Origin of the sequence: Arcicella lustrica (genome assembly GCF_034930985.1) — a bacterium.
Classification (GTDB): domain Bacteria; phylum Bacteroidota; class Bacteroidia; order Cytophagales; family Spirosomataceae; genus Arcicella; species Arcicella lustrica.
Genome location: NZ_JAYGIM010000007.1, coordinates 109,440 through 129,645, shown reverse-complemented (window position 1 = coordinate 129,645; position 20,206 = coordinate 109,440). Strand labels below are relative to the sequence as shown.

Genomic DNA, 20,206 nt, shown 5'->3' with positions numbered 1-20,206 from the left:
AAATTAAAAAAAATAACTTAAATCCTTAGCATTATTTACTAAAAGGCAATTAAGTACATAAAAAAATAGAAAAAGTTTCAATTCTCAACACATTTAAGGCTGAAAAAATATAATCTTAATATTAACTCATTCTTTTTAATAAATTGCTGGAAACTTTATCGGATAGCATTCAGACATTAGTTGATAAGCCGTATCTACAACATTCTCTGCATTTGGTTTTGAAAAATAATCTCCATCAGAACTATATGCTGGACGGTGAGGAACCGCTGCCATACATACAGGTTTGGCATCTAAATATCTATAGGCATTTTGTTCATCCAATACTTGTTGCATCATATATGCTGAAGCTCCTCCTGGCATATCTTCATCTGCAAAAATTACTCTATTCGTCTTCTTAATTGATTCTACTATACTGTGTGAAATATCAAAAGGCATTAGAGTTTGTACATCTATCACTTCTACCGAAATATCCATATTTTCTAATTGGCGAGCCGCTTCCATCACAATTCTACACATCGAACCATAAGTAACAATGGTAATATCTCTTCCTTCTCTGATTACCTCTGGCATTCCTAATGCTACTCTTGTTTCATGTAAATTGGTTGGCAATTTCTCTTTCAATCGATAACCATTCAAACATTCGATGACAATAGCTGGGTCGTCTGAATTCAATAAAGTATTATACATTCCAGCGGCTTGCGTCATATTTCTTGGTACGCAGAGATGAATACCTTTTAAACCACCTAATAAAACAGACATTGGCGAACCCGAATGCCAAATCCCTTCTAAACGATGTCCTCTGGTTCTAACAATCAATGGTGCTTTTTGTCCACCTACTGTTCTATATTGTAAACAAGCCAAATCATCCGATAAAGTAGCGAATGGGTAAAATATATAATCTAAATATTGAATTTCAATAATTGGTCTTAAGCCTCTCATCGCCGCTCCAATTCCTTGACCAACAATCGTCATTTCTCGAATTCCAGTATCAGTTACTCTTAATTCCCCAAATTTATCTTGTAAACCTGCTAATGTTTGGTTTACATCCCCAATTTTCCCCACATCTTCTCCTAAAATAAAAATTCTAGGATTTGTACTGAATAAATAGTCGAAATTTCTATTTAATATTTCTCGTCCATCTATTATTGGGGAATTCGCATCATATTCTGGCTGAACAGCCTGTACTTTTAACGGTGAATATTTTGAGATACTAAACTGATGCGAGTTAAATCTTTTATCATTAGCAGCATCAGTTTGTTTTAACCATTTTTTTAATCCTTGTTTGGCTGATGAGTCTTCAGAACGTAAAACTCTTAGTACTTTTCTTGCCGCTACCACATTTTCATGATGAATCGGATTAATGGCTTTGCGTAATTCTTCTGCTATTTTTTTTACTTCTGCTCCATTTTCGGTTTCAGCGGCTGCTTGATATAATAATGAAAGTAAATCTTCTCTTTCTGGCTTGATTGAACTCATGTAAGCATTCCAAGCTGCTTTTTGACAAGCCTTTGCTTCTTTAACGGCTTCTTCGTCAATGCTTTTTAGTTCTTCTTCAGTAGCCAAATCTTCTGCAAGAATCCATTCTCTGAATTTTATATTACAATCATAATCTAATTCAAATTGTAATCTTTTCGCAGATTTATATCTTTCGTGTGAACCCGACGCTGAATGTCCTTGCTGTTGTGTTACTTCTTCTACGTGAATTAAAGATGGAATATGATAGTCACGAGCTAAAGTCGCTGCTTTTTGGTAAGTTTCCATCAAAGCCACATAATCCCACGCTTTTACTGTAAAAATTTCTATGCCAGCGCCATCTTCATTTCTTTGATAGCCTGCAAGCGCTTTTGAAATAGAAGATTTTGTGGTTTGATATTCTGAAGGAACTGAAATGCCGTAACCATCATCCCAAACAGACATCACCAAAGGAATCTGCAAAACACCCGAAGCATTTACACATTCCAGAAACATGCCTTCTGAAGTAGAAGCATCGCCGATGGTCGAGAAACATACTTCACTGCCGTTACGAGTAAACTTTTCTGAAATTTCTTGAAGATCAGGTAATTGTCTGTATAATTTAGAAGAATAGGCTAAGCCGACTGCTCTTGGCATTTGTCCAGCCGTTGAAGATACTCCAGCCGCAGAATTAAATAATTTTGTTTGGTCAACCCATTCTCCCTCTTCGTCTAACCATCTAGTAGCATGATGATTATTCATTGCTCTTCCGCCAGTGTGTGGATCGAAATTAACGTCTGGATGTCCGTAAAGTTGTGAAAAGTATTGCATCCAAGTCATATCACCGACAGCCGCAACAATGGTTTGATCACGATAATATCCTGAAATAAAGTCTCCAGCTTTCATGGCTCTTGCCAAAGCAAGTTGGCAGAGTTCTTTTCCGTCTCCGTAGATTCCAAACTTAGCACGACCAGCAAAAACTTCTTTCCTTACAAGGAGGCTACACTCACGACTCATGCGAGCAACCCGATAATCAGTCAAGACTGATTCTTTGGTGAATACAATAGTTTCTGACAGAAGTGTGTTTTCCAAGACAGTGAGAGGGGTATAAATGAACGATAAAATATAAGTTTCAGTACCAAAAATAACAAAAATTAATTAGGGTAACAAATATAGATTCTCGAAGCAAAGAAATTGTGCTCTTGTTAATGATTTGTTAAAACCTATGAAACATTTTGCGAAGCATCTACAAGACTTTACTTTTGTTTTGTGAATTAAGGGTATTTTTTATTAAATTAAACGAAATTTTAATTTTAAGGCATCGTTTAAAACTTTGTTCTGATTATAATATTTTTACAATTATCTTAAACATCATTAAAACAAAACAATTAAATCTAATATGAAAAAGTTATTTTTCGTTTTCGCATTGGTATTTGTTGCTTCTTTTGCCAATGCGCAAGGAGTAATTAAATTCAAATCAGAATCTCATGATTTTGGTAAAATAGAAGAAGGCGTTGTGGCAACTCACGTTTTTGAATTTACAAATACAGGTACTGCACCAGTTGTTATTTCAAATGCTTCGCCTTCATGTGGTTGTACTACTCCTGACTGGACGAAAGAGCCAGTAATGCCAGGAAAAACTGGTAAAGTAACGGCAGCATTTAGTTCGGCTGGTCGCCCAGGTGGTTTTTCAAAAACAGTTACTGTAATTAGTAATGCAGAGACACCACAAATTATCTTATCATTCAAAGGTGAAGTTGTTCCAAAAGGTACTCCAATTGAAACACCTGCTCCAGCGAAAGCTCCAGCTAAGAAAAAATCAACGAAATAATATTTCTTAAATAGTTCAAAGAAAGGCGTAGGCAGCAATGTTTACGCCTTTCTTTGTTTTTTATCAATATCAGCAATCCAAAACTTTATTACTTCCGTAAATCTGTTTGAAACGATATTTAAACAATCAAAAAAGATGAAAAAGGTAATATTAGGATTAGCATTTTGTGCAATGGCATTTACGAGTAATGCCCAAACAGTAACTGTAGGAAATGAAGCGATGTTTCCTGCAAAAAACATTGTTGAAAACGCCGTTAATTCTAAGGCGCACACTACTTTGGTTGCCGCAGTAAAAGCAGCAGACTTAGTAAGTACTTTACAAACCAAAGGACCATTCACAGTTTTTGCTCCTGTAAATGATGCTTTTGAAAATCTTCCAGCAGGCACTGTTGAAACTTTATTAAAACCAGAAAACAAGGCAACCTTAGCCAAAGTTTTAACGTACCATGTTGTAGCTGGCAAATTAGATTTCGATGCTATTGCAAAAGCCATCAAAGCGGGTAATGGAACAGCTACTTTAAATACAGTAAGTGGTGGAAAATTATATGCAATGATGAATGGCTCTCATAACATCATGTTGAAAGATGAAAATGGTGGAACATCAAACATCAGTACTTATGATGTTTATCAATCAAACGGTGTAATTCATGTGTTGGATGCCGTAGTATTACCTAAAATGTAATTCACCCAAAAGGGTATGAAGTTAGTTATCAATACTTTCTTCACGCCTAATAGACAGGTGTGGTTTAATAATGGGTAATGTACAAAGGGCTTTCTCTTTGTTGGAAAGTCCTTTGTTTTTAACGCTTATTTTACTCCGCCATTTGAACAAATAAGTTTTTAAATATAATTTTCAAAAATAGTACAATCGTAAAAATCTCTTTAATACTTCTTATTTATAAATAACATATTATTAAACCTCCTTCTCCTTAATTTTATAAACACATAGTATTTCAATTATAAATTATTGGAATTATCCCATTATCTTTATTAAGCCCTTTACCAAGAAGGTAAAATATGAAAAAACTTATTTTAAACATAACGTTGCTTTGGGCGTTGTATTAAAAAGTTATTCATTCATCATCTTACATTCATTGAGAAGAAAACACTCATGTCTAAACGCAAAACCATTATAGCTGAAGAAGCACTCGTGTCCTTATTGCAAAGTAAGGATGAGCGAGGGTTCTCCATCTTGTATGATAATTATTCCTCAGCACTTTATGGGGTTATTCTGAAAATTGTTCGTTCAGAAGAAGTCGCTGCTGATGTCATGCAAGACTCTTTTGTGAAGATTTGGCGAAATATAGAAGGCTATAATCGCACAAAAGGTACATTATTTACTTGGATCCTAAACGTGGCTAGAAATACAGCCATTGATAGAATTCGTTCACAAGAATTCCAAAATTCTCAGAAAAATCACGACCTCGATGACCATGTAAATTTCATCGATAGCCAAGGAGGAAGTCAGTTTGACATTGATGCCATCGGCATAAAAAAGGTTATTGAAAACCTTCGTCCCGAACATCAGCAAATTATTGATTTACTTTATTTCAAAGGTTACACACAAGCGGAGGTTTCTGAAGAATTTGGTATTCCACTAGGAACGGTCAAAACAAGAGTAAAATCTGCTATTGTACAATTAAGGCAGTATTTTATTGAACTCGGATTGATTTTCCTCTCTGGATTTTTTGATTTGTAATTGAACGATTGATGATTGCTCAATTTAAGCAAATCAGAAATCACTCTTTCACAAACATCAACCATGATTAACGTTTAAAAAAATGAACATTCAAGAATACATAGAATCTGGTATTTTGGAGAGCTACTTGCTAGGAGCTACCAATACTGCGGAAACCGCAGAGGTAGAACGCCTTGCAGAAGAGTATCCTGCCATTCAGATGGAACTGATGGCTTTACAGGGTACGCTTGAAAATTATGCACTTCAATTTCAACAGGAACCTCCAGTTGCTCTCAAGGATAGAGTGATGGAAGCCCTTAAAAAAGAATATACAAATACTGAAAATACAGGATGGCAAACGCTAGAAATACCAACAGCCATCAATCCAGAAAATAATATCAAGTCGCTGAAAACAACTAATACTTGGCGAATGGCAGCTTCATGGGTACTTTTGGCTTTAAGTATTGCAGGAAATGTTTGGTTCTTTAGCAATTGGCAAAAATCTGAGGATAAATTACTTGCCTTAGAATCTCAAAATCAAATTTTAGCACAAGAAGGACAAACCTTAAAAGCTAATTATCAAGAAGAAGTAGCCATTCTTCAAAACCCTAATGTGAAAGTAATTCCTTTGGCGGGACAACCTGATTTTCCAAATGCGAAGGCTTTGGTTTACTTCGACAAAACCAGTGAAGCTGTTTACTTATCTGGGCTCAATTTGCCAAATGTGCCTTCTGGCAAACAATATCAACTTTGGGCAATTGTTGATGGCAAACCTGTTGATGCTGGCATGATTGAAGGCAATGCAAGTATTTTGAAAATGAAATCTTTCTCTAATGCTGTTGCTTTTGCTATTTCATTAGAAAATACTGGCGGAAGCACTACAGAAGCTGGACCAAAAGGAGCAATTTATGTGATGGGAGCAGTTTAGAGTAGTTAAGAGTTGTGAATTGTGAGTGAGGAATGCTCTGCCGTTGTGATTGAGAGCCGTCTTCCGCTGAAGTTTAAATATTACACTACTTAATTATCAACAAAAAAAGCCTAAAAGTATTTAAAATTCACTTTTAGGCTTTTTTGTTTCTCGTCGAGTTGTTTAGCTGATATCAGAAATCCGATACCTGAGTACCCCTATATCATTCCTCTTGATTTAAGTTCTAAATACTTATTTACGGTATTCACGGTTAAATTTTGCGGAGCAGTTAATAATGCTTGAATACCATATTGAGCTAGTTCTCGTACAATTTGCTGTTTCTCGTAAAAATACTTTTCCGCAATCGTTTTATGATATATTTCTTCTGTTGTTTCGGCTGGTTTATCTAACAATGTTTTCAATGCTGTATTTTCAAAGAAAACAACCATCAGTAAATGGTCTTTCGCTAATTTTCTAAAATAAGGCAATTGCCTCCGCATAGAAGCCACCGTTTCAAAATTTGTGTACAATAACAAAAGACTTCGCTGACGAATATGCGTTTTGGCATGAATATACAAAGCTTCATAGTCAGTTTCCATATAACGAGTTTTTTGTTTATACAATAAATCCAAGATTTTGGTCATTTGCCCAGCCTTCTTATCGGCTGTTAAAACCTGTCCGATTCTATCCGAAAAAGTAATTACACCTGCTTTATCTTGTTTATTTATCGCAATGTTCGATAGAATAAGCGTGGCATTGATGGCATAATCTAGCAAAGAAAGTCCATCGAAAGGCATTTGCATTACTCTTCCTTTATCAATCAAACAATAAACATTTTGTGATTTTTCTTCTTGATAAGCATTCACCATCAAATCGTTTCGGCGAGCGGTAGCTTTCCAGTTGATACTCCGCACATCATCCCCTTGAACATACTGGCGAATTTGTTCAAACTCTTGGCTTTGTCCAATTCTACGAATTTTCTTGATGCCCAATTCCGTCAATCGGTTTGAAATTGCCATCAATTCGTAAGCTCGCATTTGTAGAAATGATGGATACACTGCCACCATTTTATCTTGAGAAAACTGAAAACGACGCTGTAATAAACGAATGGGACTTTTTACATAAACATTTACTGAACCGAAACTGTACTCTCCTCTTTTGGTTGGACGAAGTTGATATTCAATAATTTGTTGTTCCGCAGATTTTAGGGAAGTATGAAAAAGTAAATCTCGTTTCTGAAACTGAAAAGGAATTTCATCAATAATTTCAAGTAAGATTGAGAAGCTATAATGATTTTCTATAAAAATTGAAATCGGATTTTCATCACCATTTGAAAGCCTTTCTGGCACATCTCTTCTGCAAAAAATACCTTTTTTAGCCATGAAAAGAATAATGCCGTCTGCCAACAAGAGTAATATTAAAATCATAAAACACAACTGTGCGATTCCCAACAACCAAGGAAACACAAAAGCAAACACAAACAAAACGACAATCCCAACGACGAAGTGAAACACCACTTTTGAAAAATATAAGGATTTGAAAAGATGTATCATGGTTGTTTTACAGGTTGGCTAACGGTAGCTTTCGTTGCTTTTTTTAACGTATCACGTTTAGCCACTTTAGGTTTAACTGTTTGTACAGCTTTTCGTCGGTTTTCTAATATTATTTTTACATCCTCGTACATTGTTTTAAAAGCAGGTGGATGCGTAATATAATACTTCAAACTTACTCTAAAAGTAGCGGTATCGGTTTGATGTTGCTTCATGATTTTCCATCGCAAACGTTGATATGCCAACAAGGAAGAATCTTGTCCGCCCAAGTGCATATTATTGACACGAGCTTCCGCTTCATGAACATCTGCCAAGATTTTTGACATTTTATCTTGCTCTATCAAATTTGCGGGCTTATCTTCCGAACCGCAAGCTATCAACAAAGTTGCTAACAACAGAATTATTAATCTCATATTTCAAATTTACAGGGAATTTGGGTAGTTTTAAACTTGTGAAAGTTTTTTAAGTAAAATTATGAAATGATTTTTGTTTGAAGGAAGCTTCGACGAATGAACCAATAGATGACTCCCAACGAATTTTTAGCCAAACTTTATAAATACGAAATCAAAATCCGCAAGGCTGTTACTTCACAGATGCGGGGAAATTTTCATTCTATTTTCAAAGGTTCTGGGCTAGAATTCAGCGATTTACGCCAATATCAGTATGGTGACGACGTTCGTTTGATTGATTGGAATACTTCAGCAAAAGGACACGGAACTTATGTGAAAATCTTCAAAGAAGAAAAAGAACAATCGGTGTTTTTTGTGGTAGATGTAAGCGCTTCGCAAGATGTGGGTCGGTCTGACCGTTCAAAATTAGATACAACCAAAGAAATCTGTGGGGTTTTAGCTTTATCGGCAATCAAGGAAGCCAGCCATGTTGGTTTACTTTGTTTTTCTGACCAAAAAGAAAAATACATCAAACCTGCCAATACTTTAAAACATGGCTACCAAACCATTTTAGAATTATTTAAACTCAAAACAGAATCTACTGGTACTAATTTGAAGAAAATGATTCTTTTTACTTTGGATGTTTTAAAAAGAAGAAGTTTGGTAATTTTGGTTTCTGATTTTATTGATACTGGTTATGAAGAAAACCTAAAAGCCTTGGCTCGAAAACATGATTTAATCGTGATTCACTTATTCGACCAACGAGAAACGAATCTTCCACGTTTAGGAATCATTCCTGTTTATGATACCGAAACTCGAAAAACAATTTGGGTAAATGCTTCATCAAGTTGGTTTAGAAATCGAATGAAGATTTTGTTCGATAAAAACTCACAACAAGTAGAGCAGGTATGTAAACAACACCGAGCAAACTATTTAGCCATTGATGCTTCGGAAGATTATGTTCCTAAATTGATAAAATTATTTAAAGTAAGAAAGTAGTGCTTCTGTCGCTCATTAAATTTTATGAAACCCTTTTTTAATGAAGTCCACAATCATCAAATTTTCTGATTCATTAAAAGAAATATCTGTACAGTTTCGTTCCTGCAAAGTTTCAACAACATTACAGGTAAAAATCTGTAGCTTAAAGGTTAGCTTAAGGCAAATTTCATCTCATATTTCTTATTTCCTCATTCACCAACTAAGCTTAAAATCTTATATCTCAAATCTTATATCTTGTATCTTATATCTTGTATCTTTTCTTTTCTTTTCATCCAATATCAATGCGCAGAATCAGAATTGGCAACCACCCAAAGGACAATTTTTGAGTGATAGTTTAAAAGTAGGTTTACCGATAAAATATGCTTTGAGTTATCGTCACAAACCTACTGCCGATATTTTCTTTCCAGATTCAACTTATAATTTTGCGCCTTTCGAACTTGTTTCGAGAGAATACTTTCCGACAGTTACCAATCCCAAAGGTAGCCTTGATAGTGCCATTTATACCTTAATTTCATTTGAAGTATTGTCAGTTCAGGAACTTAGCTTGCCTGTTTTTGTAAGAGATAATCTTGATTGTACTCGTGTTTTTGCACCGATAGATTATGTTCGTTTGCAAGGTACAATTTCAGCAAGCGGAGAAATGGACACAATGTCTCTGAAAAAAGATACCCAAGTAATTCCTTTATCGCAACAACCCAATTATCCTTTAATTTTTTTATTTATTATTGGTTTAAGCTTTTTGGGCGTATTGACTTTCTGGTTTTTTGGTACTCCTATCAAAAGACAAATTAAATTATTCAGGTTTAAACGTCGTTACGATGAATATCTAAGACTTTTCCAAAGATTAAGCAGAGCTACCGACGACAAGAAAAAAGGTTTGGAAAATGTAGAAAAAGCAGTAATTCTCTGGAAAAAATATGTAGAGCGTCTTGAAAACAAGCCGTTTACTACTTTTACCACAAAAGAAATTTTAGATAATTTACAAGATAACCGCTTGTCGGATGCCCTCAGGGAAATTGATGCCACTGTTTATGGAGGTATTTACTCTAAAACAACAGCAAGTTCTTTGAATATTCTTCAAGAACTCGCTGAAAGCCTTTACAGAAAACACAGACAAGTATTAGTACAAAGCACTTGATGAGTATCAAGCAATTTTATGGAAGATTGGTTTATAAAATATTGGTTTTTACCATCTACCCTTTCAAGTTTTGATTGGGCAAATCCTTTCTTTTTATATAGTTTACCCATCATTCCGCTATTGTTTTTAATCAGAAGTTGGTTGCGTGGCAATGCTATTCAAAAATTAAACATTGCTTTTCCTGCCAACGATATTCAATCTAACTGGATAAGTTATTTACGATTTGTACCCGCTATCTTTTTGTTATTATCAATTACTTCAATGTTTTTAGCCTTGGCTCGTCCGCAAAGAGTAGTTTCAGAAACGGAAGAATTTTCAGATGGAATTGATATTATGTTGGCTTTGGATATTTCAAAATCAATGGACAGCAAAGATATTCCGCCAACAAGACTTGCAGTTGCACAGCATGTAGCGAAGAAATTTATCGGTGGCAGATTGTACGATAGAATCGGAATGGTTATTTTTTCTGGAGAACCATATTCCCTTTGTCCACTTACGACTGACTATGAAATGTTACAAGATTATGTAGATGAAATTTCTTCTGATTTGATTAAAACATCTGGCACAGCCATTGGTAATGCTTTGGGAATGTGTATCAACCGTTTGAGAGAAATTGATTCAAAAAGTAAAGTAGCCATTCTGATTTCTGATGGAGACAATACCGCTGGAAATCTCGACCCAGTAACATCGGCACAACTCGCCAAAGCTTTTGGCATTCGGGTTTACACCATTGCAGTAGGAAGTAATAAGAATGTAACCGAAAAAGTTGATGAAGGGACACTTCGTGAAATTGCGAAAGTAAGCGAGGGGAAATTTTTTAGAGCAAAAGATGCCAAATCTTTAGAAACCATTTTTGAAGAAATTAACCTTTTAGAAAAAGTTGAAATCAAGCAAAATAAATCTAGAAATGTTCGTGATTTCTATCATCCATATTTAAGATGGTCAATCGCTTTTTTACTTTTATCCTTTGCTTTTAAGAATACTTTTATGGGAAATATTTTAGAAGATTAGGCTAATCAATTCATAATCATTACAATACACAACACCAAAGTGCTATAAAAACTATGATAAGTATAAATATAGGCGATTATTATTTGTAAACACTAGATTTAATAATTCCTTAACATTGCGATAACTAAGTATTTATACCTTTGTGGCGAAATTACCAATATGAAAAACCACGATAATTGAAGATTTACTTATTACTGTAAAAGTTTTTGTAAATTTTCATATTAACATTAGAGTGATTCGTCGCTCTTCAAATCAATAAAAATAATGTTCGGATTAGAAACTTCTCTATTCATTTTACTTTTCCTGTGTTTGTTTTTGGCTTGTGCCTTTGAGTTCGTCAATGGCTTTCACGATACAGCAAATGCCGTAGCTACAGTAATTTATACAAATTCATTAAAACCTACACAAGCAGTAGTTTGGTCTGGATTTATGAATTTCTTAGGATTACTTACTGGTGGTGTTGGTGTTACCATGTCGATTATTGGTTTGCTGCCCACAGAGCTCCTCATCGACCCCAATGTTTATCATTCCATGGCAACAGCATTAGCGATGTTGATTACTGCTATTCTTTGGAATTTGGGTACTTGGTATTTTGGTATTCCAGCTTCTTCTTCGCATACATTAATTGGTTCTATTATTGGTATTGGTGTAGGTTATGCACTTTTACCTGAAAATAAAGCAGGTTTAGAAACCGTAAACTGGGACAAAGCCATCGAAATCGGTAGAGCTCTTTTATTATCTCCATTATTCGGTTTTGCAGTAGCAATCGTATTAATGTATATCATGAAAAAAGGTATCTCTAATAAAGATATTTTCAAAGAGCCTAAAAAAGATACTCCTCCACCAATGTGGATTCGTGTGATATTATTTACTACTTGTACTTTAGTAAGTTTTTTCCACGGTCGTAACGATGGACAAAAAGGAATAGGTTTAGTAATGATGATTTTGATTGCTTTTTTACCGGGCTATTTTGCCATCAATACTGATGTTGATCCATTCAAATTGCAAGCAGAAGTAAATACTGTTCAACAAGTAATTACTAAAATTGATACTACGAAATTATCAGCAACAGAGAAAGAAGGTTATCATAAAATCATTAAAGCAACTACAGGTTTAACTACAATTTTAGAAGATAAAACACTTACAAACGATAATTTGACGGTTGAGAAAAAATTAGAAATTCGTAAAGATGTTTTATCAATCAATAAATACGCTAAAAAATTATCTGAAAGTGACGCAGTTAGTTTGAGTAAAGACGATAAAAGTGCTTTGAAAAAAGCAACTGCTGGTTCTTCTCCTGCTTTCTTTACTTTTGGAAATTCTGGTTCTGGTTTATCATCATTAACAGACTTTGCTCCGACTTGGGTAATGTGGATGATTGCTCTTTCTTTAGGTTTAGGAACAATGATTGGCTGGAAACGTATTGTAGTAACTGTAGGTGAAAAAATCGGGAAACAACATTTATCGTATGCACAAGGTGCTTCTGCTGAATTAGTTGCTTCATTTACCATTGCATTATCTACTATTTATAAATGGCCTGTATCAACTACGCACGTACTTTCTTCGGGTATTGCAGGTTCGATGGTAGCTTCAAAAGGTATTAAAAACTTACAAGGTGGTACTGTTAAAAGTATCGTAATGGCTTGGGTACTTACTTTGCCTGTTACGATTTTAGTATCTGCTACAATATTCTATTTACTCCGTACAATTATCGGTTAGTATTAAAATTTCAAGAGGGCGTATGGAAATAATTTCATACGCTCTTTAAGTACCCGCTTACATTGCAATTACCCCAACTACCAATATAGAAAATCCAAATGAAAAACGTTATTCTGTCTGCAATTTTATTGCTGACCTTGTCAAACTCGTCCTTTTCTCAAAGTCCACGACAGTATTATCATATTGCTAATGGTTGGACAGACATCAATATTTCAGGAAAAATTGCAGGGAAATTCACTTGGCAATTAGAAAATCAGCATCGTCGTGAAGACATGCAAGGAGATTATAATTCCCAAACAACAACTGGAGACCCTTATAATAATCTTAATCAGCATGTTTTTCGTCCTTGGTTGCATTATCAATTCAATCCAAATATTCGTTTTTCTTTAATGCCTTTAGGCTGGATTGGTTCAAACCGTTTTAAAGAGGGTGAGCCGTATGCTTTCTTTTCAGAAATCCGTGTTTCTCCACAAGTAATGTTAACGCAAAATTTTGGAAGAGTACGTATAGACAATAGATTGCGCTATGAATTTCGTTGGTTCGGACAAAATCAAGATGTAAACAACAAAAGCTTTTTGTATGGTGGCGATTTTTCTACCACTACTTTCAAAGAACGTTTTCGTTATCAATTAAAAGTAACTGTGCCAATCAACCATGCTAAAATGGATGATAATACATTGTATGCCCAAACGTACAATGAACTATTTGTAAATACAGGCGAGCAAGTTGCAAATACAAATTTATTAGACCAAAACAGGGTATTAATTGGGCTTGGCTATAAATTCAACAAATATCTAGCCGTTGAAGCAGGCTATATGCAACAAACAATTTTCAAGTTTAACAATGCTACCAAAAGTAATGTTGACATCAATAATATTATTCAGCTAAACTTAGCTGTCAGTAATTTCGAACAGTTATTTAAGAAGTAACCTTTAAATAATTGCATATTGAGACAACCTCATTTATCAATATCTGATATTGCGGCTATCTCAGCTACCATTATAGATACTCCATAAATCAATGAAAACTTTCAAGGGACTTTTTGTTCTAATGACTTGCTGTGTCATTAGCTCAGTAACTTTTGCCCAAAATTTCTCGAGTGATTCAAAAAAAGAAGCACAAGCTCCTAAAAAATGGTTTGAGAAAATCTCATTAAAAGGTTATGCACAGGTTCGTTATAACCGTTTGTTAGAAACAAATGATAAAGTAAAATGTGAACAATGTGATAAATCTTGGGGCGAAAATGGTGGATTTTTTATCCGTCGTGGACGATTAATTTTTTCAGGAGATATTTCTGATAGATTATATATTTATATTCAGCCAGATTTTGCTTCGAATGTCAATAATTCATTTCAACACTCTTTTCAAATTCGTGATGCTTATTTTGATTTAGCACTTGATGCTAAAAAGGAATCTCGCCTTCGTATTGGGCAAAGTAAAGTACCTTATGGTTTTGAAAACATGCAATCTTCACAAAACCGTTTAGCTTTAGACCGTGCTGACCCAACAAACAGCCCAGTTTCAAATGAACGAGATTTAGGAATTTTCTTTTATTGGGCAAAAGCGGAAATTCGTAAGCGTTTTGCTTATTTGGTTAGCTCAGGTTTGAAAGGAAGCGGTGATTATGGCGTTTTTGCTTTTGGACTTTATAACGGACAAAATGCTAACAAAGCTGAACAGAATAACGAACCACATGTTGTGTCGAGAATTACTTATCCGTTTAAACTAAAATCAGGGCAAATCATTGAAACTGGTATTCAAGCTTATACAGGAAAATTTGTCATTGAAAAAAATACTAAAAACAAAGCGACTGAATCTTCTTTTATCGACCGTCGTGTAGCGGCTACTTTGGTAGTCTATCCTCAACCTTTTGGTTTTCAAGCAGAGTATAATATCGGAGAAGGTCCAGAATTTAACCCAAGTACAATGACCACAGAAGTAAAAAACCTAAATGGTGGTTATGCTCAAGTAATGTATCGACAAAAAATTAACGAAAATCATATTACGCCATTTATCAAGTATCAATATTATAATGGAGGAAAAAAACATGAAATCGATGCCAGAAGATACATTGTGAAAGATTTAGAAATCGGTGCAGAATGGCAATTGAAAGATTACTTTGAGCTTACGGCAATCTATACAATTTCAGATAGGACATTTGAAGATGTAGCCTTGCCTGATAATCATCAAACTGGAAATTTGTTACGACTTCAAGCACAGTTTAATTTTTAAGTATAAAAAAAGAGTTGTCAATTCAAAACTGACAACTCTTTTTATTTATGCTCGCTTTAATTCAAAAACTGTAATTTCTGGTGGCATTCCAATTCTGCCAGGATAACCGATGTAACCATAACCACGGTTTACGTATAATTTTTGGTCTCCTTCTTCATACAAACCTCCCCATTGTTTATAAACATATTGTGCTGGCGACCACGTTTCGTTGCCAATTGTAATACCAAATTGCGTTCCATGTGTATGTCCTGAAAACATTACATCAATATCTTTAAATTTCGTATTTACTTCTTTGTCCCAGTGCGTTGGGTCGTGTGAGAGTAATAATTTTACTGGTGCTTCCTCCGTTCCTTTCACTGCTTTTGATAAATTTCCATAAGTATGAAAACGATTTTGTCCACTAATATTTTGAACCCCAATAATGGCCAATTTTTCACCACCTTGTTCAATAAATCGGTTTTCATCCATCAACAAATCGTAACCCATTACCTTGTGCGCACGCATTAAATCATTTAGATTTTTCTGTTTTCCAACTAAATCATCTCCCCAACGTACATAATCGGCATAATCATGATTCCCCAAAGTACTGTAAACGCCCAAAGGTGCTTTTACTTTATTGAAAATATCAATATACTCTTGTACTTCCGAAGCTAAATTATTTACTAAATCTCCTGTAAAAAAAACTACATCTGGTTTTTCTTTCATCAACATTTCTACGCCACCTTTCACGGCAACACGATTAAAAAAAGAGCCAGAGTGAATATCAGAGATTTGAGCGATGGTCATTCCTTCAAATTGCATCGGTAAATTTTTCAAAGCCAACTTTACTCTACGTACTCTATAATCATGCGCACCAGAAATAATTCCCCATGTTAAACCTAATGCTGGCACAGCTCCTGCAATTACAGCAGTTTTCATCAAAAACTCGCTTCTTGTAATAGGAGTATTTAAAGCCGAAGGCTGGTCTGGCGTTGAAATGGATGTTGTTGAAGTACTTGAAAATTTAGAAACAATCAAACGAAATAATCGAACGATGTCGTCTATCAATAAAAACAGTACAACAAATATTTTAGAAAAGTAATTAATAAAAACGCCCACCATGATAATGGTTCTTAGGTTTTTACCAAGCCATTCTGGCGGCGTAAAATTATAAAGCCACATGCCAAGCATCGTGATGGAAGTAAGTCCCCAAAAAATGTATTTTGTAATATTCTGAGTATTAGCAGAAGTATTTTGAATCGAAACTTTTACAGCTTGCCAAACGTACCAATCAATCAATAAAAGTACAATTGATACAATTGGAATAATAATTAATTTATTCATTGAAGTATAAGGATATTTTTATCAGAAAAGAGTATTCAATAGTTTAACTATTTGATTAAACCCTAATTCAACGACTTGGGTTCTGGATGTACTTATTTTTATGATAAACGGCAAAATCCTTCCAGATTTTTACTTTTGTCGATATAATCTTTGATAAGCCTGTGGTTTCATTTGCATCAAAGATTTGAAGGAACGATTGAAATGAGAAAGATTATTAAAGCCACTTTCAAAGGCTACTTGCGAAATACTAAGTTTCTCGCCAGCCAATAATTTACAAGCATGTCCAATTCTAAGTTCTTGCAAAAACTGAAAATATGTTTTCCGAGTATGGGTTTTAAAGTAACGGCAGAAAGAGTTTACGCTAATATTAGCTACTTCGGCAACTTCTTCTAAAGTAATTTCTCTGGCAAAATTATTCAATGAAAAAGAGTAAATCATGTCAATTCTTCTAGTATTATACTCATCTAACGAAACATTAAATTCTGTTTTTGATAAGACTGTTACATCTTCTGAACTGGCTATGTAACTCAAAATATTCAACAATTGTATTACTTTATCAATCCCTGTTGTATGGAGCATTTCCTCCATTAAAACGCCAACTTTTTCACGAACTGGACCGCCAACTAATAAACCTTTCTTTGCTTTTTGAAATAATTCATTCAATGATACCGATTCTGGTATTTTCATAAAACTATCTCCCCAAAAGTTGGGATTGAAGTGAATTACGACCGAACGTGACATTAAAGTAGAATTTTGTTCAAAATAATGTGGGTCGCTTCTAAAAAAGTGTGGCACATTTGGCCCAATCATAATTAAATCATTTTCTCGGAAACTCCTCACACCATTTCCTACCAAAAGCGTTCCTGTTCCTTCAAAAATATATACAATTTCAATCTCAGGATGATAATGCCAGTGATTATAAAAAAATGGGACAAAATCTTTATTTACACTGAACGATTGCTCAGGCATTATCTGAACTTTTCTGAATAATGGCTTCATTGTATGTAAATTATTACCGAAATAAAGTATTCATTAAAATTAATGCTAATATAGTATTAAAATGTACTAATAACGGAAAAGTTTATGTAAGAAAAATACACTCTCTTTGTAATGAAGTTTTTTAATAATTTATTGTAATAAAAATAGATTTAAAGATGATTAAGCGTCAACATTACGATAATTTTGAGCTTTGGCAAAGATTTAAGAAAGGAGATCAGCAGGCTTTTCACTTGATTTATAAATTAAATCATAAAGTTTTAGTCAATTATGGTAGTAAAATTACACAAGACGTTGAACTTGTTAGAGACACTGTACAAGATTTATTCGTAAACTTATGGCTTAGAAAACACAATCTAGCCGATACCGACAATATTGAACCTTATTTAAAAACTTCATTACGCCACGATTTAGTAAGAAAAATTACTGAATCAAGAACCAGCATTCCTTTCGATAATATTTCGGAACTTGCTCATCAGCTTGAAAAATATCATTTTTCATATATTCATGAAAATGAAGAACGTGAAGAAATGTTCGTAAAACTTGAAAAAGCATTATTATCGTTGCCAAGTAGAGTATCGCAGGCTTTAAAGATGAGATATTTCGATAAAATGGGTAATCAAGAAATTGCCACAAAAATGTCTATTAATTATCAATCTGTCAATAACAATATTCACAGAGGTGTAGAAACCCTGAGAATCGCCATGACTCAGTAATATAATTCTTGTCTGTCAATTTTCATGAATTCTCATCATCAAAATCGACAGACAAGTATCATTTATACTTCCACTTCCCTTCTTTTCTCCAAATTAAACAGGTCTATACTCCGATTCTTTTCGTTGTTGTTATTATTCTCTGAGATTCCATCTCCGTTTTTTTTCAGATAAAACCAAAATCCATCACTAGTTGAATATCCCTTTTATTTATTATATTATCCTTTGTTAATACGTGTTCATACATATATATTTGTCTAAATAAATAACTAATCACTGTTTATCCCACTAAATTTCTATAGCGATTATTTTATTGTTATAGTATGAACGATAATTACAAAACTCCTGAATTTTAATCTTTTAAGTTTCGAAAATCATAGTGGCGGCTTTGGTTTTTTAAACAAAGATTATCACAGGAGTTTTTTTATTCCTTCGTCCCAATCAATTCTTGTCCTTGCACAATTACTTTTACTCCTGAAATTAAACCATCTGTACGAACAAAAATAATTTGTGCACCAAAATTACTTTCTTCAAATTCATCCTCTTTTTTACGAATTAATTTTGTTTCTGGATAGTCCGACGCTTGACCAAAAAGCTCACCTGCTTTGAAGTAAACTTTCATTTTTTGAACGTAAGGATTATCAGCCATTTTATAGCTTCCGTAATAATCTTTGAAATCTAAAGAATCTACCTGACTTTCATGTACTTGTAGCTTTAAACCCTCCTTTTCAGAAGTTTTTGCCTGAGCAATAAAACAAAACGCCGACAACATCACGCCGAGCAACAAACATTTTTTCATACTCATTTTAATTTTTTAGGGATTTAGAAATTTACGTTATTAACCTTGAAAAAGGCTAAATGTTTATTTTCCAAATTTAATCTAAAAAACTACTTACAATAGTATGCAAGCATAATGAATTTGTTAAATTCGTAATAACATTATGAACAATCTTCAAAACATCTTCAAAAATGAATGTAGCCTATATTTATGATGCCGTTCGTACTCCTCGTGGACGTGGGAAATCAGACGGTTCTCTGCATGATATCCAACCCGTTCAACTGGCACAACAAGTATTACAACAGCTCCGAGAACGAAATCACTTAGATACTTCGCTGGTTGATGATGTGATTCTCGGTTGTGTTACGCCCATTGGTGAACAAGGCGCAGACATTGCTCGCACAGCAGTTTTGGCGGCTGGTTACGACCAAAGCGTATCAGGCGTACAAATTAATCGCTTTTGTTCTTCGGGACTTGAAGCCGTCAATATGGCAGCTGCTTATATCATGTCGGGACAACAGGAGTTGATTATTGCGGGAGGAATCGAGTCGATGTCGAGAGTTACAATGGGGAGTGACGGTGGAGCAATGATGATGAATCCAGCATTAATTGCCGAACATAAATTTGTACCTCAAGGCATTTCTGCTGATTTAATTGCTACCAAATACGGATACTCTCGTGAAATGTTGGATACTTATGCTGTTGAATCACAAAAAAGAGCTGCCTCGGCACAGCAGAAACAACGTTTTGCGAAATCTATGTTTACCGTAAAAGACGACATCGGGCAAGAAGTGTTGACTTTCGACGAAGGTATGCGACCCGATACTTCGCTCGAATCTTTAGCAAAATTAAAACCTGCTTTTGAAAGCATTGGACAAATGGGCTTAGACCATTTGGCTCTGATGAAATATCCAGAGTTGAATGAAATCAAACATTTGCATCATGCAGGGAATTCTTCTCAAATCGTAGATGGTGCGGCTGGTATTTTAATTGGGAATAAAGCGATTGGAGAAAAACTGGGCTTGAAACCAAGAGCTAAAATTTCGGCCTTCGGTGTTTCGGGTTCTGAGCCAACAATTATGCTGACTGGGCCAATTCCTGCCACACAAAAAGTACTCAAACGCAATGGTATGAATATTAATGACATTGATTTATTTGAAATCAATGAGGCTTTTGCTGCCATTCCTTTATTGTTTATGGACGTTCTAAAGGTTGATGCTTCCAAAGTAAATGTCAATGGCGGAGCAATTGCCCTCGGTCATCCTCTTGGTGCGACGGGTGCAATTATTTTAATGACGCTTTTGGATGAATTAGAAAGAACCAACAAAAGCGTTGGTTTAGCAAGTTTGTGTATCGGTGGCGGAATGGGAATTGCTACGGTTATTGAAAGAGTTTAGCTTTGGAGAAGCAAGATTGAAGACAAAAGAAACAAGATTGAAGAGATAAAGTTTAGTTTAGGGAATTTGAACAATAATAAACATCATACTTCTT

The 20,206-nt window shown here is 34.6% G+C and carries 18 protein-coding genes; 12 read left to right on the top strand and 6 right to left on the bottom strand.

The genetic code is table 11. The annotated features are described in order from the left end of the window. Nucleotides 1–135: 135 nt before the first annotated feature. Nucleotides 136–2,544 (bottom strand): alpha-ketoacid dehydrogenase subunit alpha/beta, encoded by a 2,409-nt coding sequence (locus tag VB798_RS09905; protein WP_323258316.1) that lies wholly within the window; start codon nucleotides 2,542–2,544, stop codon nucleotides 136–138. 307 nt (nucleotides 2,545–2,851) lie between these two features. Here VB798_RS09905 and VB798_RS09900 point away from each other — a divergent pair, with 307 nt between their 5' ends. The 4 genes from VB798_RS09900 (at nucleotide 2,852) to VB798_RS09885 (ending at nucleotide 5,888) form a co-directional block, all read left to right on the top strand. Continuing rightward, entirely contained in the window at nucleotides 2,852–3,283 is a 432-nt protein-coding gene (locus tag VB798_RS09900) for a DUF1573 domain-containing protein (RefSeq protein ID WP_323258315.1), read from the top strand. Nucleotides 3,284–3,418: 135 nt separating this feature from the next. Then, a complete protein-coding gene (locus VB798_RS09895; RefSeq protein WP_323258314.1) occupies nucleotides 3,419–3,964 on the top strand; it encodes a fasciclin domain-containing protein in 546 nt (181 codons plus the stop codon). A gap of 429 nt (nucleotides 3,965–4,393) precedes the next feature. After that, nucleotides 4,394–4,981, top strand: a complete 588-nt coding sequence (locus VB798_RS09890) for an RNA polymerase sigma factor (RefSeq protein ID WP_323258313.1) — start codon at nucleotides 4,394–4,396, stop codon at nucleotides 4,979–4,981. A gap of 82 nt (nucleotides 4,982–5,063) precedes the next feature. Then, a complete protein-coding gene (locus tag VB798_RS09885; RefSeq protein ID WP_323258312.1) occupies nucleotides 5,064–5,888 on the top strand; it encodes an anti-sigma factor in 825 nt (274 codons plus the stop codon). Nucleotides 5,889–6,085: 197 nt separating this feature from the next. On the opposite strand, the gene VB798_RS09880 is transcribed toward VB798_RS09885, so the two are convergent. Continuing rightward, nucleotides 6,086–7,417 carry a DUF58 domain-containing protein gene (locus VB798_RS09880; RefSeq protein WP_407654145.1) on the bottom strand — a complete coding sequence of 444 codons (1,332 nt, stop codon included), beginning with the start codon at nucleotides 7,415–7,417 and terminating at the stop codon, nucleotides 6,086–6,088. Further along, complete coding sequence (locus VB798_RS09875) at nucleotides 7,417–7,830, bottom strand: DUF4296 domain-containing protein (protein ID WP_323258310.1); 414 nt, start codon at nucleotides 7,828–7,830, stop codon at nucleotides 7,417–7,419. The genes VB798_RS09880 and VB798_RS09875 overlap by 1 nt, the downstream gene beginning before the upstream one ends. Nucleotides 7,831–7,938: 108 nt before the next feature. Between VB798_RS09875 and VB798_RS09870 the strand changes: the two genes are divergently transcribed. The 6 genes from VB798_RS09870 (at nucleotide 7,939) to VB798_RS09845 (ending at nucleotide 14,905) form a co-directional block, all read left to right on the top strand. Further along, nucleotides 7,939–8,805 carry a DUF58 domain-containing protein gene (locus VB798_RS09870; protein WP_323258309.1) on the top strand — a complete coding sequence of 289 codons (867 nt, stop codon included), beginning with the start codon at nucleotides 7,939–7,941 and terminating at the stop codon, nucleotides 8,803–8,805. Nucleotides 8,806–9,127: 322 nt separating this feature from the next. Beyond that, nucleotides 9,128–9,943 (top strand): hypothetical protein, encoded by an 816-nt coding sequence (locus tag VB798_RS09865; RefSeq protein WP_323258308.1) that lies wholly within the window; start codon nucleotides 9,128–9,130, stop codon nucleotides 9,941–9,943. An 18-nt stretch (nucleotides 9,944–9,961) separates the two neighbouring features. Continuing rightward, entirely contained in the window at nucleotides 9,962–10,954 is a 993-nt protein-coding gene (locus VB798_RS09860) for a VWA domain-containing protein (protein ID WP_323258307.1), read from the top strand. Nucleotides 10,955–11,218: 264 nt separating this feature from the next. Then, nucleotides 11,219–12,673: an inorganic phosphate transporter gene (locus VB798_RS09855; RefSeq protein ID WP_323258306.1), complete on the top strand. Its 1,455-nt coding sequence runs from the start codon at nucleotides 11,219–11,221 to the stop codon at nucleotides 12,671–12,673. A gap of 98 nt (nucleotides 12,674–12,771) precedes the next feature. Next, nucleotides 12,772–13,602 (top strand): DUF2490 domain-containing protein, encoded by an 831-nt coding sequence (locus VB798_RS09850; protein WP_323258305.1) that lies wholly within the window; start codon nucleotides 12,772–12,774, stop codon nucleotides 13,600–13,602. A gap of 91 nt (nucleotides 13,603–13,693) precedes the next feature. Then, complete coding sequence (locus VB798_RS09845) at nucleotides 13,694–14,905, top strand: porin (protein WP_323258304.1); 1,212 nt, start codon at nucleotides 13,694–13,696, stop codon at nucleotides 14,903–14,905. A 45-nt stretch (nucleotides 14,906–14,950) separates the two neighbouring features. On the opposite strand, the gene VB798_RS09840 is transcribed toward VB798_RS09845, so the two are convergent. Next, the gene (locus VB798_RS09840) at nucleotides 14,951–16,228 is read right to left on the bottom strand and encodes a metallophosphoesterase (RefSeq protein ID WP_323258303.1); all 1,278 of its coding nucleotides are present in this window, start codon (nucleotides 16,226–16,228) and stop codon (nucleotides 14,951–14,953) included. 129 nt (nucleotides 16,229–16,357) lie between these two features. Beyond that, on the bottom strand, nucleotides 16,358–17,227 hold the full coding sequence (locus VB798_RS09835) for an AraC family transcriptional regulator (protein ID WP_323258302.1): 870 nt from the start codon (nucleotides 17,225–17,227) through the stop codon (nucleotides 16,358–16,360). A 155-nt stretch (nucleotides 17,228–17,382) separates the two neighbouring features. Here VB798_RS09835 and VB798_RS09830 point away from each other — a divergent pair, with 155 nt between their 5' ends. Next, complete coding sequence (locus VB798_RS09830) at nucleotides 17,383–17,940, top strand: RNA polymerase sigma factor (protein WP_323258301.1); 558 nt, start codon at nucleotides 17,383–17,385, stop codon at nucleotides 17,938–17,940. 421 nt (nucleotides 17,941–18,361) lie between these two features. Here VB798_RS09830 and VB798_RS09825 read toward each other — a convergent pair whose 3' ends face one another. Beyond that, on the bottom strand, nucleotides 18,362–18,742 hold the full coding sequence (locus VB798_RS09825) for a hypothetical protein (RefSeq protein ID WP_323258300.1): 381 nt from the start codon (nucleotides 18,740–18,742) through the stop codon (nucleotides 18,362–18,364). Between the two features lie 164 nt (nucleotides 18,743–18,906). Here VB798_RS09825 and VB798_RS09820 point away from each other — a divergent pair, with 164 nt between their 5' ends. Further along, nucleotides 18,907–20,112, top strand: a complete 1,206-nt coding sequence (locus VB798_RS09820) for an acetyl-CoA C-acetyltransferase (RefSeq protein ID WP_323258299.1) — start codon at nucleotides 18,907–18,909, stop codon at nucleotides 20,110–20,112. Nucleotides 20,113–20,206: the final 94 nt, after the last annotated feature.